The organism is Limnobaculum allomyrinae, assembly GCF_016649425.1.
GTDB lineage: Bacteria > Pseudomonadota > Gammaproteobacteria > Enterobacterales > Enterobacteriaceae > Limnobaculum > Limnobaculum allomyrinae.
Window position 1 is genome coordinate 270965 of record NZ_JADRCR010000003.1, and the last position, 15565, is coordinate 286529.

General features: G+C 46.3%; 15 protein-coding genes. All 15 read left to right on the plus strand.

Annotated elements, in window-relative coordinates; translation table 11 throughout:
- Positions 1 to 7 precede the first annotated feature (7 nt).
- The 15 genes from I2494_RS08560 to I2494_RS08630 are packed head-to-tail and all read left to right on the plus strand — an operon-like array spanning position 8 to position 15343.
- Positions 8 to 595, plus strand: a complete 588-nt coding sequence (locus I2494_RS08560) for a COG4648 family protein (protein ID WP_218468283.1) — start codon at positions 8 to 10, stop codon at positions 593 to 595.
- Positions 562 to 1941 (plus strand): AMP-binding protein, encoded by a 1380-nt coding sequence (locus I2494_RS08565; protein WP_218468284.1) that lies wholly within the window; start codon positions 562 to 564, stop codon positions 1939 to 1941. The genes I2494_RS08560 and I2494_RS08565 overlap by 34 nt, the downstream gene beginning before the upstream one ends.
- A complete protein-coding gene (locus tag I2494_RS08570) occupies positions 1938 to 2282 on the plus strand; it encodes an ApeI family dehydratase (RefSeq protein WP_218468285.1) in 345 nt (114 codons plus the stop codon). The genes I2494_RS08565 and I2494_RS08570 overlap by 4 nt, the downstream gene beginning before the upstream one ends.
- Positions 2273 to 4003 carry a glycosyltransferase family 2 protein gene (locus I2494_RS08575; protein WP_218468286.1) on the plus strand — a complete coding sequence of 577 codons (1731 nt, stop codon included), beginning with the start codon at positions 2273 to 2275 and terminating at the stop codon, positions 4001 to 4003. Before I2494_RS08570 ends, I2494_RS08575 begins: the two co-directional genes overlap by 10 nt.
- Positions 3993 to 4421: an acyl-CoA thioesterase gene (locus I2494_RS08580; RefSeq protein ID WP_218468287.1), complete on the plus strand. Its 429-nt coding sequence runs from the start codon at positions 3993 to 3995 to the stop codon at positions 4419 to 4421. Before I2494_RS08575 ends, I2494_RS08580 begins: the two co-directional genes overlap by 11 nt.
- The gene (locus tag I2494_RS08585; RefSeq protein ID WP_218468288.1) at positions 4418 to 5044 is read left to right on the plus strand and encodes a LolA family protein; all 627 of its coding nucleotides are present in this window, start codon (positions 4418 to 4420) and stop codon (positions 5042 to 5044) included. Before I2494_RS08580 ends, I2494_RS08585 begins: the two co-directional genes overlap by 4 nt.
- Complete coding sequence (locus tag I2494_RS08590; RefSeq protein ID WP_218468289.1) at positions 5019 to 7343, plus strand: MMPL family transporter; 2325 nt, start codon at positions 5019 to 5021, stop codon at positions 7341 to 7343. Before I2494_RS08585 ends, I2494_RS08590 begins: the two co-directional genes overlap by 26 nt.
- Positions 7340 to 7918, plus strand: a complete 579-nt coding sequence (locus I2494_RS08595; protein WP_218468290.1) for a DUF3261 domain-containing protein — start codon at positions 7340 to 7342, stop codon at positions 7916 to 7918. The genes I2494_RS08590 and I2494_RS08595 overlap by 4 nt, the downstream gene beginning before the upstream one ends.
- Positions 7915 to 9084, plus strand: a complete 1170-nt coding sequence (locus tag I2494_RS08600) for a beta-ketoacyl-[acyl-carrier-protein] synthase family protein (RefSeq protein ID WP_218468291.1) — start codon at positions 7915 to 7917, stop codon at positions 9082 to 9084. The genes I2494_RS08595 and I2494_RS08600 overlap by 4 nt, the downstream gene beginning before the upstream one ends.
- On the plus strand, positions 9081 to 9566 hold the full coding sequence (locus tag I2494_RS08605; RefSeq protein ID WP_218468292.1) for an ApeP family dehydratase: 486 nt from the start codon (positions 9081 to 9083) through the stop codon (positions 9564 to 9566). The genes I2494_RS08600 and I2494_RS08605 overlap by 4 nt, the downstream gene beginning before the upstream one ends.
- A complete protein-coding gene (locus I2494_RS08610; RefSeq protein ID WP_218468293.1) occupies positions 9563 to 10294 on the plus strand; it encodes a 3-ketoacyl-ACP reductase FabG2 in 732 nt (243 codons plus the stop codon). The genes I2494_RS08605 and I2494_RS08610 overlap by 4 nt, the downstream gene beginning before the upstream one ends.
- Positions 10291 to 11517 carry a beta-ketoacyl-ACP synthase gene (locus tag I2494_RS08615; protein ID WP_218468294.1) on the plus strand — a complete coding sequence of 409 codons (1227 nt, stop codon included), beginning with the start codon at positions 10291 to 10293 and terminating at the stop codon, positions 11515 to 11517. The genes I2494_RS08610 and I2494_RS08615 overlap by 4 nt, the downstream gene beginning before the upstream one ends.
- Positions 11518 to 11524: 7 nt before the next feature.
- A complete protein-coding gene (locus I2494_RS08620; protein ID WP_218468295.1) occupies positions 11525 to 12244 on the plus strand; it encodes a 4'-phosphopantetheinyl transferase family protein in 720 nt (239 codons plus the stop codon).
- Between the two features lie 57 nt (positions 12245 to 12301).
- Entirely contained in the window at positions 12302 to 13321 is a 1020-nt protein-coding gene (locus tag I2494_RS08625; protein WP_218468296.1) for a hypothetical protein, read from the plus strand.
- Between the two features lie 45 nt (positions 13322 to 13366).
- Positions 13367 to 15343, plus strand: coding sequence for a hypothetical protein (locus I2494_RS08630; protein WP_218468297.1), 1977 nt, complete (start codon positions 13367 to 13369; stop codon positions 15341 to 15343).
- The last annotated feature ends 222 nt before the right edge of the window (positions 15344 to 15565 follow it).

Genomic DNA, 15565 nt, shown 5'->3' on the forward strand with positions numbered 1-15565 from the left:
ATTGTTGATGAATAGCGACAAGCCATCCCGGTTTTCCCCCTCAATAATTATTCAGGGAATAACCGCGCTGGCCGTTATCGGTTATCCGTTTGCTGTCTATTTTGGTTTAACTTATTGGGGGTCATCAGTATTGGCTCCCGCTTTGATAATCCTTTTTGCCAGCCGTTTAATCTTAGCTCGAGGGAAAATTCGACAGCTCTCCTGGCTAATGAAGGCATTTGCGTTACTGGGCATAGCATTAGCCCTTGCCAGCTGGCTGTTGAAGCAAAATCATTGGTTACTTTACTACCCGGTGGTAGTTAGCATTCTGTTACTGGCTTTGTTTGGTCATTCGCTGTTCAGTCCACCGACCATCGTTGAACGACTGGCAAGGTTAACCGAACCTGACCTCCCTCCTGAGGGTGTACGCTATACGCGAAAAGTGACTCAGGTTTGGTGTCTGTTTTTCATCTTGAACGGAAGCATAGCGCTCTTTACCTGTTTGTACGGCGATATCAAGTTATGGACCCTGTACAATGGCGCTATCAGTTATGTTTTAATGGGATTGTTAATGAGTGCAGAATGGATAATCAGAAAAATGCTGCGTCACGCATAACATTACGCCTGCGAGACACCTTAAGCACTCAACGTCCCGATAATACGCTGATAGCCTGGCGCGGCGATCTGCCGCTCACGTTATCTGACTTTCGCCATCGGGTTACCTCACTAATTCAACAGTTGCAATCCTTGCCAGAAAAACGCTGGGCCATCTGTTTTAATGATAGCTATCTCTTTTCTGCCGCCTTGATCGCTTTAATCTACAGTAATAAAACCCCTGTCGTGCCAGGACATTTGCGTCAAGCCCAGTTGCAGGAACAGCAGCAACAAGGCGCTTTTGATGCATTACTGACCGATCTGCCGCTACAGATAGCTTGCCCAACAATTCAGATATCAACAGCAGCATCAGAAAAAAACTCACCCGATTCCAATCTTCCTGACTGGCCAACGCAAGCCGAAATCATTCTGTTTACCTCTGGCTCAACCGGGCAGCCGAAAGCCGTGTCTAAACCGGTCAGGCTTCTGGAGGAAGAGAGTGAAATTCTGGCACGCTACTGCGCAAAACAACTGACCAATACTCAGGTAGCAGCAACGGTTTCCCATCAGCACCTTTATGGTTTAACTTTCCGTATTCTTTTGCCTCTTGCGTTAGGATTACCCTTTAACGCGCAGGCAATAGAGTATCACGAGCAACTACAGCCGCTCACGGCCACACCACTTACGTTAGTCGCCAGCCCTGCCTACCTGAAACGGCTGGATTGCAGTCTGTTGCCGTTAAACTGCTCCATGGTATTCTCCGCCGGAGGGCCGCTAAATCAGGAAGAAGCTCTGCGCGTACAGCAGTGTCTGGGGGTTTTACCAGTGGAGATTTACGGCACCAGTGAAACCGGTATCATTGCCCATCGCACTCAACGACATGCCGAGCAGCCATGGCAAGCTTTTGATGGTATCGATATTGGCCAACTTCAGGACGATACCATTCAAGTTACATCACCGCTGTTTGAAGATGATTCCGGTAGCACTATTTACGATATCATCCGCATTGATGACCATGGATTTCACCTGTTAGGGCGTAAAGATAAAATCATTAAGATTGAAGAGAAGCGTCTTTCCCTTACCGGCGTGGAACAGCGCCTGCTTTCGCTAAATGAAATCAGTGATGTCGCCATTATTCCACTGACTCAGGGGAGCCGAACGATTCTGGCAGCCATTATTGTACTAACGGAAGCAGGTGAACAATATTATCAGCAGGGTGAGATCGTCCTGACCCGCCATTTGCGTCAACAATTAAGAGAATGGCTTGAACCGGTTGCGCTACCCAAACGCTGGCGAATAGTGAAAACTATTCCACTGAATACTCAGGGCAAGCGCGCCTACAGTGAATTACAGGAACTGTTTTTATGAAGTTGCCACAGGAAAACGCCCGTCAAATCGCTGATGACGGAAGTGTTACGCTCCATTTGAAACTCCAGCCAGAACTATTCTGGTTCAAAGGACACTTCCCTGAACAATCAATATTACCTGGTGTGACTCAAATTCACTGGGCGATACATTACGGCGCTGAGGTTTTCCCATTTTCTCCGGTATTTAGCGCTATTGATGTGGTGAAGTTTCAGCGCCCGCTCTTTCCCGGTGAAAACATTACCCTGACTCTTAGCTGGGATGAAACAAAATCCCGGCTTAATTTCCAATATTGCTGTGGTGAAACGGTTGCCAGCAGCGGCAGGATTAATTTATGTCAGTAACGCCATCAGGGAAAACGTTCACCCCTTGCCTGATCATTCCTTGCTATAACCATGGCAAAACCATGGCGGCTACCTTACAGCAGCTTGAACCTTTTCAGCTGCACTGCATTGTTGTTGACGATGGCAGCCAAAAAGAAACCGCCGATGAGTTGGACAGGCTCAGCCAACAACATGATTGGGTCACGCTGGTTCGACACTCACACAACAAAGGAAAAGGCGGTGCCGTACTCAGCGCGTTAAGAGAAGCACAGCGTCAGGGATACAGCCACGGCATACAAATCGATGCTGATGGACAACATCATCTGGAAGACATTCCCCGATTGCTATCTGAAGCACAACAGTATCCTGACCAACTGATTTCCGGCCAGCCTGTTTACGATGACAGCGTACCTAAGTCCCGACTTTACTCCCGCTACATTACTCACGTTTGGGTGTGGATTGAAACACTCTCGCTGTCTATTCGCGATAGCATGTGCGGCTTTCGTGCCTACCCGGTGGATGTTGTTCTGACGTTGGCGGATAAAGTCACCCTTGGGCAGCGGATGGATTTTGATACCGAAATCATGGTGCGGCTTTACTGGCAAGGCACTCAATCCCGTTTTATTCCAACCAAAGTCATTTATCCTGAGGATGGCCTGTCTCACTTTGATGTCTGGCGCGACAACCTGCGAATTTCGTGGATGCACACCCGGCTGTTTCTTTCTATGTTACCCAGAATGCCGTCACTGATAATGCGACATTTCACAGCAGAAACACACTGGTCACGCACCAGCGAGCGTAAAGGCTTGTGGGGTATTCGTCTGATGGTAAAAACCTATCGCCTGTTTGGTCGGCGGGCATTTAATTTTCTGCTGTATCCGGTTATTGGTTTTTACTGGCTGACAGGAAATCAACAGCGCAAAGCTTCAGAAGATTATCTGCACCAGCTAAAAAAATATGCAGCACAACAGAATCATCCTCTGTCGCCTAACCTCAACAGCTACCGCCACTTTATGCGTTTTGGTGAAGCCATGTTGGACAAACTGGCCTGTTGGTTAGGTGACATTAAGCTGGATCTGGTCGATTTCCCGGACAAAAATGAGTGCATGACCCAAATGGCTGCCCAACAGGGCACCCTGATCCTTGGTTCACACTTGGGCGATTTAGAAGTTTGCCGAGCCCTGGGAGAACTCTCTTTTGATTTAAAAATTAATGCGCTGGTGTTCACTCAGCACGCAGAGCGTTTTAACCAGGTGATGCAAGAGATTAATCCCGCGTCCAATATCAATCTGATTCAGGTTAGCCATTGGGGGCCAGAGGTTGCTATTTTACTAAAACAAAAGCTGGATGCCGGAGAATGGGTCGCTATCGTAGGAGATCGAACCCCCATCAGCCAATATCATCGGGAAAATGAACAGCGTATTGTCTGGGCTGATTTTTTAGGTAAGCCAGCTCCCTTTCCTCAGGGGCCTTTTATTTTAGCCTCTGTGCTGCGCTGCCCGGTATATTTAATGTTTGGTTTAAAACCTGAAGGACAATTCTCTATCCATTTTGAAAAATTTGCGAACCCGTTAGTTCTGCCAAGAGAAAACCGCCAGCAAGCGATTCAGGAAACCGTTGAACGCTATGCGAAACGGCTGGAACACTACAGTCTGACATCACCATTAGACTGGTTTAACTTTTATCAATTCTGGCAGTTAAACGCACCAGAAAAAGATCCAGGCGATAATCATGAATCTTAATTCCGATCCCCGCTTATCCGTCGATATTGAACTGACAATACCATTCCATGATGTGGACTCCATGCATGTAGTCTGGCACGGTAATTACTTTCGCTATTTTGAAGTAGCGCGGGAAGCCTTACTAAAACAGTTTGATTACGGCTATCGACAAATGCGCGATTCCGGCTATGCCTGGCCGGTTATTGACACCCGAGTGAAATACATTGCTCCCGCCTGTTTTGAACAGAAAATCCGGGTCAATGCCCGCCTGACAGAATATGAAAATCGCCTGCGCATTGACTACCTCATTCTTGATGCCGCCAGCGATAAAAAATTAACCAAGGGCTACACCATTCAGGTTGCAGTTAATCAACAGAATGGCGAAATGTGTTTCGTCAGCCCTTCCGTTCTGTTTGATAAATTAGGTGTTCAGCCATGAGCCGTTTTTTCTGGTTACTCGTTTCATTGATTACCGGCACCTTTCTGCTGTTAAGTCAGATGGCGTCAGCCGTAACCCTTGATGATTTACAGCAGCGTTTCAGCCATCAACCCGTTCTGCGCGCCCAATTTGAACAACAGCGCACCATTAGTGGTATGTCTCAACCATTGAAATCCAGCGGTAATGTTCTGATTGCACAAACCCATGGTTTAATCTGGAATCAAGCCAAACCTTTTCCTCTGGTTCTGATGATGAACGAAACCAGAATGGAACAGCGTATGGCTGGTCAACCATCTCAAGTGATTACTGCTGATAACAATCCACAAATGTTTCGCTTTAACTCTATCCTGACCGCCCTTTTCCATGCGGACCGTAACGCGCTGGAGCAAAACTTCAACTTGCAGTTTAGCGATCTTGGTAAAGGCCGCTGGCAGTTAGTCTTGCAGCCGACCACAACACCGCTCGACAAGTTATTTCGCCAAATTACCCTGAATGGCGCCGAGTTTCTGAATGAAATCCAAATTAATGATATGCAAGGCGACAGCACTCATATTCAATTTTTTGACCAAACCACAACCCCCACAGCACTAACGCCAGATGAAAAACGCCATTTTTCGTCCTGAGATACATCGCCGCATTGCATACGCCTGGGTAATTGGCGTCATTGCATTGCTGATCGCGTTGCTAGTGGTTTTACCCAACAGCCGCCTGAACAGCAGCGTTATGGCTCTGCTGCCTAAAGAACATATTGAAAATATTCCTCCTGCACTGGAAGAGGGATTTAACCAGCGTTTAGACCGCCAGTTAGTCTGGTTAATCAGCCCTCCACAACCCGACGATCAGGCTCCGGCGCTTTGGTGGCAACAACAGTTAAAACAAATGGCGGCCTTTAGCAGTACATCAGGCCAGATGAGTCCTGACCATCAGCAACAATGGGGAAAATTCTTTTTTGATAATCGTTATTCCCTGCTGGATAGCGCAACCCGACAACGTCTGGCTGGAGATGCATCATCCCAATCCGACTGGATTCTGAGCCAGGTTTACTCGCCATTTTCCGGCATTAGCGCCAAAGAGCTGAATAACGATCCGCTGCTGACCATGCGTTCAACCCAAATGACCCAGCAGCAAAATAACCGAACACTGCAATTAAATAACGGCTGGCTGACCAGCAAAGATCCACAGGGCAGAGTCTGGTATTTGTTACACGGAGAATTAAGCACTTCGTCTTATGATATTCAAAGCGCTCGCCAGACCGTTGAAAAGCTGAACCAGCTAAAACAGCAGATTGAGCAAAAATGGCCAGGCACCCAAGTATTACAACGAGGGACTCTGTTTTATAGCGACTATGCCAGCCAACAAGCGCAACAGGATATTTCCACCATTGGTAGCGTTTCTGGCTTAGGCATCATTATTCTTATTCTGCTGGTTTTCCGTTCGCTAAAACCACTGTGGCTTACGCTGTTATCACTCACTATTGGTGCTATTAGTGGAAGCGTTGCGGTATTTATTCTGTTTGGTGAAGTGCATGTAATGACGCTGGTGATGAGTACCAGCGTAGTGGGAATTTCTATTGATTATGCGCTGCATTACTTAACCGAACGTATGGTGCATGGTGAAGATGAATCGGCACTCATCAGTATGAAGAAGCTTTTCCCGGCGCTATTACTGGCGGTCATTTCCAGCTCGATTGCTTATCTTTTGCTATTTATCGCACCGTTCCCTGGTTTACAGCAGTTGGCTATATTTGCCGCCGCCGGACTAACCGGAGCATTTTTAACCGTTATCTGCTGGTATCCGTGGCTTTCCCGCCGTCTTCCGGTGCGTAAAAACCTGCGCCTTGGTTTTATCCACCGTTGGCTTTTCTACTGGCAAAACGGTAAGGCCTTCCGTATTGGCATCCCTTTGATTGCTTTATTGATTAGCGTGGCTGGCTTGGTTCATCTAAAAACCGATGACGACATTCGTAAACTGCAAACCCTTCCTCCTGAGTTCCAACAGCAAGAACGCCAGATTGCCGCACTCACCGGACAACACAGCGATCAGAAGTGGTTTATGGTTTATGGCGAATCGCCGGAGCAGACTTTACAACGACTGGAATCATTAGAAAGTGCACTGGACTCCGCAAAACAGTCCGGCTGGCTCAATGGATATCGATTGCTTCCTTTTCCATCCGAACAGCAGCAGAAAAAGAATATTGCCTTAATCAAACAACAGGCACCAGAAATCATCCATCGACTACAACAGGCGGGTATCAACACCACACAGCCCTTGTTTGAACAAACAACGATTAAACCTCAGGATTGGCTTAATAGTGTAGCCAGTGAAGGCTGGCGATTACTATGGCTTAGTCTGGATAATAGTCAATCTGCTGTTCTGGTTCCAGTAGAAGGTGTTACTAATCCTGCGGCGTTAAAACAAATCGCCAGCAGCCATAGTGGTACGCACTGGGTAGATAAACATACCGAGTTCTCTACGCTATTTTCTGTTTATCGCCAGCATTTGACCACATTACTTGGTATTTCAGTGTTAATCATTGGCGTGTTGTTTGTGTGGCGTTTTGGTCTCAGGCAGGGTTTACGCTGTATTATTCCAACCATATTATCATTAGGCATTGCTTTAGCAGTGCTCAGCCTGAGTGGACAATCGCTAAATCTGTTTTCTTTATTAGCCTTAATTCTGGTGCTGGGTATCGGCATTGATTACACGCTGTTTTTCAGTAATCCGGCAGGAACAGCATCCACCTCCATGCTCTCTATTTTGCTGGCCGCGTTAACCACCGAACTAAGTTTTGGTCTGCTGGCTGTCAGTGGTACTCAAGCTATTTCTGGTTTTGGCCTGGTACTCAGTGGCGGGATCTTTGCCGCATTTATTCTTTCACCGCTGGCGTTGCCAGAACGTATTAACCCCGGGAAAATATCATGAAAATAACAACAGGGATTATTACCACTTGCCTGATACTGCTGCTAAGCGGCTGTTCACTGAGTCAGGATCAGAGCCATCCTCAAGCCTGGCTAAAGCGCGGCACCAAAGTCACGTTACCTGCACCAACGCTGACTTCTCCTCTGCACTATCAGCAACTGTTGACCGCTACGGTTGAGGGAAAATCCCAGTCTATGCTGGTATTACTGGATGCTGACCAGGAAAAGATCACTCTGGCGGCGCTGTCCCCGGTAGGTATTCGGCTATTTAAACTGACTTATGATGCAACCGGTATTCATACCGAGCAGTCTATTAGTCTTCCTCAGCTTCCTCCGGCAGAGCAGGTATTAGCCGATATTATGTTGAGCTATTGGCCAATAGCTGACTGGCAAGCGCATTTGCCAGAAGGATGGCAGTTAAATGACCAGCAAAACCAGCGAATACTTACGGATAACAAAGGCAATGTCATCAGCGAAATTCAGTATCTGTCTGAGAATAATCGGCGTGAACCCATCCTGATCACTCAGCACCATTTTGGCTATCAGATCAGCATTCAAAATGTGGATACCTCATTATGATCTATTTTTCTGCCGCCGGAATGGTGAACGCATTAGGCCATTCGCTGGAACAAATCAGCGAGAATCTGGCTCAGGGGACATCCGGGCTTAAGTTTTCTACTGACTGGTTATTGAACCAGAACCCTACCTGGGTTGGTGAAGTTTGTGCACCATTACCGGAAGTTCCTGCAGAGCTGGCTCCGCATAACTCCAGAAACAACCGCCTGTTGATGGCCGCACTTGAACAAATACGCCCGGAGCTGAATACCGCTATTAACCAGTTTGGCTCAGATCGTATCGCCGTGGTGATGGGAACCAGTACCTCCGGCATACATGAAGGCGAGATGGCCATTGCCCATCAGCTTGCTCACGGAAAACTTCCCGATAGCTATTACTACCAGCAGCAAGAGCTGGGAGATCCGGCTCAGTTTCTGGCGGCCTTACTGTCGTTAAATGGCCCTGCCTATACGATTTCAACCGCTTGTTCCTCCAGCGTGCGTGCCATTATCAGCGGCTATCGATTAATAAAAGCCGGACTGGCTGATGCTGCGCTGGTTGGTGGGGCTGATAGCCTGTGTCGTATGGCAATTAACGGCTTTAACAGCCTGGAATCGATATCCAGCCAACTCTGCCAGCCGTTCGCGGAAGGGCGAAACGGTATTAATATTGGCGAAAGCGCCGGATTAGTTCTGCTAACCCGCAATCCCGCCCGGATAGCGCTTTTAGGCATGGGTGAATCGTCAGATGCCTGGCATATGTCCGCACCTCACCCTGAAGGTGAAGGGGCAGAAAAGGCCATGAGAATGGCTCTGGAGCAGGCAGGAATGATCCCGGAACAAATTGGATATATTAACTTACATGGTACCGCAACACCGCTGAATGATGCCGCAGAAAGTAAAGCGGTTAACCGGCTTTTTGGTCATGCTACCCCCTGTAGCTCGACCAAGCATCTTACCGGACATACCCTTGGTGCAGCAGGCATTACTGAGGCGATCCTCAGTTGGTTAATTTTGACCAGAGATCTCAATTTACCCATTCAGAACTTTTCAACATCAGCAAAAGACAGCACGCTTGCTGATATTAATTTGATTACCTCGCCACAAAAAATAACTAATAGAACAATTATTTCAAACTCATTTGCTTTTGGCGGAAATAACGCCTGTGTACTTTTGGGAGATGTTGGATGATGGAGTTTCAACCTGCAGCATATTACTTACCTCATGAATCACCGATGGTGTTTCTGGAAAAGGTTTGTACCGTCGATAATGACCATGCTATTTGTGAAGTAAACGTCAGCACCGAAGGTATACTTTCTCCGTTTCTGAACGAACATAAAGCTCTGCCCGCCTGGTTTGCTATTGAAATGATGGCGCAAGCCATAGGCGTTTGGCGCGGATGCCACGGCATGAGAAAGAACGAAACGCCACGTTTAGGTATGTTACTTGGCGCTCGCGGGCTCAAATCAACGCTTCATGAATATCCACACGACAGCGTATTACGCGTATACGTCACCCGACAATTACAGGATGACAAACTTGCCAGCTTTGACTGCTATCTGGAAATAAATGGCGAACGGATAACTCAGGCCAGACTGAATGTCTACCAACCTGACGATCGGGAATTAGCACAACTTATACAACCACCCACTTCAGAGGAACCAACCGCATGATGCGTTCTGTTTTAGTCACCGGCGCAAGTAAAGGAATTGGGCAAGCCATTGCCTGCCGTCTGGCGCAGGACGGATTCACTATTGTGGTTCACTACCTGAGTGATAAAGCGGGAGCAGAGCAAACGCTACAGCAAATCACTTCTGCGGGTGGTTGTGGTCGCTTAATCTGTTTTGATATCAGCAACCGTGAACAATGCCGTCAATTAATTGAACAAGATATTGAACAGCACGGTGCCTATTATGGTGTGGTGAATAATGCCGGTATCATTCGGGATGGTGCGTTTCCCGCATTAACAGAAACCGACTGGGATGGCGTCATTCATACCAATCTGGATAGCTTCTATAACGTGATTCATCCCTGCGTTATGCCGATGATAGGTTTACGTCAGGGTGGACGCATTATTACTCTGTCTTCCGTTTCAGGCATTACGGGAAACCGCGGTCAGGTAAACTACAGCGCGGCCAAAGCGGGTATTATTGGTGCTACCAAAGCGCTGGCACTGGAATTAGCAAAACGAAAAATCACCGTTAATTGTATTGCGCCCGGGCTGATTGATACCGGTATTCTTGATATGGAACCGGCGGCTCTCGATGAAGCCATGCGTATGATCCCACTCAAACGTATGGGAAACAGTGATGAAGTGGCCGGACTGGCCAGTTATTTAATGTCTGACATTGCGGCTTATGTTACGCGTCAGGTGATATCAATAAATGGAGGTATGGTATGACGCGCAGAGTTGTCATCACAGGTATGGGTGGCGTAACCGCATTAGGCAATGACTGGCAGACTATCTCCCATCATTTGAAACAGAAAAAAAATGCCGTGCAGTTTATGCCGGAATGGCAAGAGTTCGAAGGGCTTAACACGCTGCTCGGTGCACCGGTTAATGACTTCACACTCCCTGAACACTATACGCGTAAAAAGATCCGCTCAATGGGAAGGGTTTCCCTTTTAGCCACCCGGGCAACAGAGCTGGCATTAGAGCAGTCCGGTTTATTAGGCCATGAGGTGTTAAACAATGGTGATACCGGTATTGCTTATGGCTCTTCAACCGGCAGTACCAAGCAGGTTGGTGAATTTGGCACCATGCTAAATGATAAAAACGTTTATAGCATTACCGCTACCACCTACGTACAAATGATGCCTCATACTGCGGCAGTGAATACTGGCCTGTTTTTCGGCTTGCGTGGTCGGGTGATCCCAACCTCCAGCGCCTGTACTTCTGGCAGTCAGGCTATTGGTTACGCTTATGAAGCTATTCGTCATGGTTATCAAACCGTTATGGTAGCCGGTGGTGCAGAAGAGCTCTGTCCTTCGGAAGCGGCGGTTTTTGATACCCTGTTTGCAACCAGCCAGATGAATGACAGCCCAAAAATGTCTCCACGCCCTTTTGATACGCAGCGTGACGGTCTGGTCATTGGCGAAGGGGCCGGTACTCTGATTTTAGAAGAGATGGAACACGCTCTGGCGCGTGGAGCAAAAATTTATGCTGAAATTGTCGGTTTTGCCACTAACTGCGATGCATCACATATTACGCAACCACGCAAAGAAACGATGCAAATTTGCATCGAACAGGCGCTAAAATCCGCTAATTTATCACCTGAAGATATCGATTATATTTCTGCGCATGGTACCGCAACCGAGCGCGGCGATGTGGCAGAAAGCCTGGCAACAGAAGCCATTTTTGGCAATCGCACACCAATATCTTCGCTGAAAAGCTATTTTGGTCATACACTGGGCGCCTGTGGAGCTCTTGAGGCCTGGTTATCTATTGAGATGATGCAGGAGGGATGGTTTTCACCTACCATTAATCTGGAAACCCCCGATCCGGAGTGTGGCAAATTGGACTATATCGTTGATGATGGTCGATATATTAATGCTCAATATATTCAATCTAATAACTTTGCGTTCGGTGGCATTAATACCTCACTGATTATCAAACGCTGGTGATGATATTATGAGTCTACCCCCTGCCCACATTACCGTCGCCACGCTGCGCCTGCCGAATGAGGAATGGTTACCGACACTGCAATCGCGGCTTCCGCTATCTATACAGCGGCAAGGGGAACGGTTTAATCCTAAACGTCGCCAACAGTATATTTCTGGCCGCTGGCTGTTGGCTGAATTGATGTTTCATCAGTTTAGCTGCCAGGAACTCCCTGATATCGTTACGTCTGATAATGGACGCCCTGTTTTTACCGATACTCAATTGCCTGATTTTAATATTAGCCATAGCGGTGAATATATTATGGTGGCAGTGGCACAAAGTGGCCGGATCGGGTTGGATGTAGAGCATATTCGCCCCAGAAGAAAGCTGATGGAGTTAGCGCAATATAGCTTCAGTGATGATGAATACCAGTGGCTAAAAAATTTACCGGAGTCAGAACAAACCGACAGTTTTTGGCAACTCTGGACACTGAGGGAATCGGTATTAAAACTTTCAGCCAAAGGCGTGTGGCAGATGAAGCAAATTCAGATTAAGCCGCAACAAAAAACCTTATTTGCCGACTTCCAACCCGAGCTGTTTTGCGTTACCTGTCGCCATCAGGATATTGCCTGGGCTATCAGCACTAATTTAGCCACTCAGCCTATTAAAAGCTGGCTGGCAGACAGTGAAAAATGCATCCTCAGCCCCATGGAATTGCCAGAGTTAGTGGGATTCACTACACCAAAGTAAGTTAAAAATGCTATAACGAACTATCAGGAAAACAGACAGGGAATATTCAGCTTAATTATGGCACTCTCCACCGATGAACAAATCGCGCTACTGACAGATCTCACCAATCAAAACGTGATTACCGAGCAGGAAAGACGAAAAGCCATCGCCTGCCTGTTGTCCGGAACCACTAACAGCTTTGACAGTGAATCCAGTGCCATTACCTGGCTATTAAATAATAAAATTATTGGTACGCCACCGGAAGAGAAGCCCGCAGAAATAACGCCCCCACCGACAAATTCATCAGCCACAGTTACTCAAGCTGAAAATCGTATTAGTCCCCAGCAGCAGCAACATGTCGATTTATTGACTCAGCTTCACAATATCAATTTTATTAATGATCAACAGTTTGTTGATGCACGAGCACTACTTTTAAGTCGTAATAATCTCAAATTTAATACCTCCTACCACCTTTTCTTATGGCTGGTAGAACAAGGGATCGCGCAAGAACAAGCTGACCATTCAGCAGCTCTGCGCTCCATTCAGCAAGAAGCCGATAAACCCGTAGTGGTTCAACAGGCGCCGCCAGGATCAATCAACCAGCCAAAGAAAAAGAGCGGATTTATAAAAAGTAAGCTGCTGCCATTTATTATATTTTTCGTATTTATTAGCTGGGTAAATAAATGCAGTCACATGGGTAACTCTACCTCTGTACCGCAGAGTTCTGAAGCTGTTGCTCCATTACCAGTCGCTGATATCCCTCCTGCGTCAGCAACCCCATCAGTCCACTCTGAGCAATCCACTGTACCCACCTCAGAACGCGTAGTCGTCGCAGCAAATTGCGATCACCCAATGATTGTGCAGAGCGTTTTAAGGGCGCTAACAAAACATTATCAGGAGAAGCATCCTTATGACAAAGTGCCTCAACTTTCAGCAGGAAAAATTATTCAGACCAATAAGCCTAATGCTTTCCGCCTGTGCAACATGCGTATTGTGCCTTCCGATGGGGAGTCTATTTCTTACCAACTGAAACCCGGTAACGATGTGAAAAGTGATGTCACCATGACTATTTCCAGCTTTCATGGATATGATGAGTAGCCTTACTGGTCAGAAAACGAATAAAAATTACAGGAAAAATCAGAAATGTCAGATAACACTCAACGGACGGAGTTACTTACCCGACTGTATGAACAAAACCTGATCACAGAAGACCAACTAAGTCGGGCAAAACTTTACCTGCAGTTTATCTCCAATGTTAGCTTTGACTCTCAGGATGGTGCTATTGACTGGCTACTGGAAAATCGCATTATCAGCGAACGCCCGGTAACAAATGAAGCTGCTATAGAGCAAGTAACCCAAAACATTAATGAGAATGTTAGCCCTGAGCCTTCCAGTAACGAAATCAGCAGTGAAAAAGTGCCCGCTGAACAAGACTCCGTTGAAGAGAACCTGACTGAAGATACGCCTGAACAAGATTCCATTGAAGAAAGCCTGACTGAAGATACGCCTGAACAAGATGCCGTTGACGAAAGCCTGACTGAAGATACGCCTGAACAAGATACCGTTGACGAAAGCCTGACTGAAGATACGCCTGAACAAGATGCCGTTGACGAAAGCCTGACTGAAGATATCCCTGAACAAGATACCGTTGACGAAAACCTGACTGAAGATATCCCTGAACAAGATGCCGTTGACGAAAGCCTGACTGAAGATACGTCTGAACAAGATACCGTTGACGAAAGCCTGACTGAAGATACGTCTGAACAAGACTCCATTGAAGAAAGCCTGACTGAAGATATCCCTGAACAAGATACCGTTGACGAAAGGCAGTCAGAGGATATTTCTGAACAAATTGTCCCTGAAGAGATCGTATCTAACGCCGAAATAGTCATTGAAGAAATCCCAACAGGATCAGGAAATAATAACGATTGGCAGCCAGAATCACTAAATATCGAACACGACGAAATATCGTCTGCCGATAGTGATGTGCTGGAGATGCTAATGCTGTTGTACTATTCCGGCATTATTAATGAACGCACGATAAAAAAAGCCAAGACGGCACTTTCCCAATATCCCGATATTCATTTTAAAGACAGTGATGAGTTACTGGCGTGGCTTGAAAAGCGCGAACTGGTAAAGAAATCACCAACTAACGCACCACAAAAGAAAAAGAAGAAATCACCTAAACCCAAACAATATATCGCTCCTCCTAAAAGTACGGTCAAACTACCACCGTCAATAACACCGGCACCGGTTACCGTTAAAAAAAGCAACGGAGGATGCCTTAAAAAGTTACTGATTCTTGGGGTTGCAGCTGCAATATTGATCGCTTACCTCATGCCGTCTTCTGCACCGGAATGCAATAATATAAAAATCGCTCAACAGTTAAATCAAAGCTTTAATGCTATTGATGATGCAAAATCACCACCCAATCACAACAGACTCCAGAAAATTTTAGGTAAGCCAATTATTTATCGACTGAATTCACTCACCGGGATGAGCCAAACGGCTTATGATGACGAGTCTCGCGTGCATAGTTGTACTGCGTCAGTAACTTACAAAGCAACAGGCAAAGATAAAACAGCTACTGATATTATCGAAGAATTTAGCTATCAGATAGCACCAACCAGTAAAGACGATTTCACGGTTAACATTGAAGATAGCGCCAGAATCATAAGAAAAGTGAACGGCGAAAATGCCTATTACAATATGTTGCATGAAAAAGAGCAGAACATAAAAATCGCTTTTCTGGCAGGTCTTATGCAGTTAGATAAAATTATTAGCGGGGGTAAAACCAGTCAATATATGGTCTCCATGCCGGAAAAAGTAACATGGATCAAGCCCCTTGGTGAATGTCAGGTAACTAAAGACCCCTACTATATATGCTCACTTTCCGTTGGCTATAACGATGGTTTGACTGGTCGGCTACTCGATGACGAAAATAAGAATAAAGAGCTGGAATTACATATAGATATGCCAGTCATCAAAAAGGATGATAAATGGTATCCAACAAATGGATTCTTCAACGTGTTTCTGACAGCCTATCAGAAAGCTCATGAGGCTACCGGTGAAGAAAACCAAACGAAAGCATCCTCCCCTCCGGCTAATCAGGCTCATTAACCGTTTTAGCCATTAAGTAATACCAGGAAGCGCATATGTTTCCTGGTATTACTTACCCTTCACCTGCTCCGATCCTAACTGTTTGAGATACTCAGTATTATTATCATCTTGCTGTACTATAAATTGACAACAAACCTCTATTTATTTCACCAATTCTTTATAAATTGATTTATATACTGTCCAATATCAGACAGTTTAATTTGTTATTTACCAATAAAAGTA

Excerpts from the sequence above, each read along its gene's own strand:
- I2494_RS08560 (WP_218468283.1), top strand. The coding sequence starts at position 8 with ATGAATAGCGACAAGCCATCCCGGTTTTCCCCCTCAATAATTATTCAG.
- I2494_RS08565 (WP_218468284.1), top strand. The coding sequence starts at position 562 with ATGGATAATCAGAAAAATGCTGCGTCACGCATAACATTACGCCTGCGA.
- I2494_RS08570 (WP_218468285.1), top strand. The coding sequence starts at position 1,938 with ATGAAGTTGCCACAGGAAAACGCCCGTCAAATCGCTGATGACGGAAGT.
- I2494_RS08575 (WP_218468286.1), top strand. The coding sequence starts at position 2,273 with ATGTCAGTAACGCCATCAGGGAAAACGTTCACCCCTTGCCTGATCATT.
- I2494_RS08580 (WP_218468287.1), top strand. The coding sequence starts at position 3,993 with ATGAATCTTAATTCCGATCCCCGCTTATCCGTCGATATTGAACTGACA.
- I2494_RS08585 (WP_218468288.1), top strand. The coding sequence starts at position 4,418 with ATGAGCCGTTTTTTCTGGTTACTCGTTTCATTGATTACCGGCACCTTT.
- I2494_RS08590 (WP_218468289.1), top strand. The coding sequence starts at position 5,019 with ATGAAAAACGCCATTTTTCGTCCTGAGATACATCGCCGCATTGCATAC.
- I2494_RS08595 (WP_218468290.1), top strand. The coding sequence starts at position 7,340 with ATGAAAATAACAACAGGGATTATTACCACTTGCCTGATACTGCTGCTA.
- I2494_RS08600 (WP_218468291.1), top strand. The coding sequence starts at position 7,915 with ATGATCTATTTTTCTGCCGCCGGAATGGTGAACGCATTAGGCCATTCG.
- I2494_RS08605 (WP_218468292.1), top strand. The coding sequence starts at position 9,081 with ATGATGGAGTTTCAACCTGCAGCATATTACTTACCTCATGAATCACCG.
- I2494_RS08610 (WP_218468293.1), top strand. The coding sequence starts at position 9,563 with ATGATGCGTTCTGTTTTAGTCACCGGCGCAAGTAAAGGAATTGGGCAA.
- I2494_RS08615 (WP_218468294.1), top strand. The coding sequence starts at position 10,291 with ATGACGCGCAGAGTTGTCATCACAGGTATGGGTGGCGTAACCGCATTA.
- I2494_RS08620 (WP_218468295.1), top strand. The coding sequence starts at position 11,525 with ATGAGTCTACCCCCTGCCCACATTACCGTCGCCACGCTGCGCCTGCCG.
- I2494_RS08625 (WP_218468296.1), top strand. The coding sequence starts at position 12,302 with ATGGCACTCTCCACCGATGAACAAATCGCGCTACTGACAGATCTCACC.
- I2494_RS08630 (WP_218468297.1), top strand. The coding sequence starts at position 13,367 with ATGTCAGATAACACTCAACGGACGGAGTTACTTACCCGACTGTATGAA.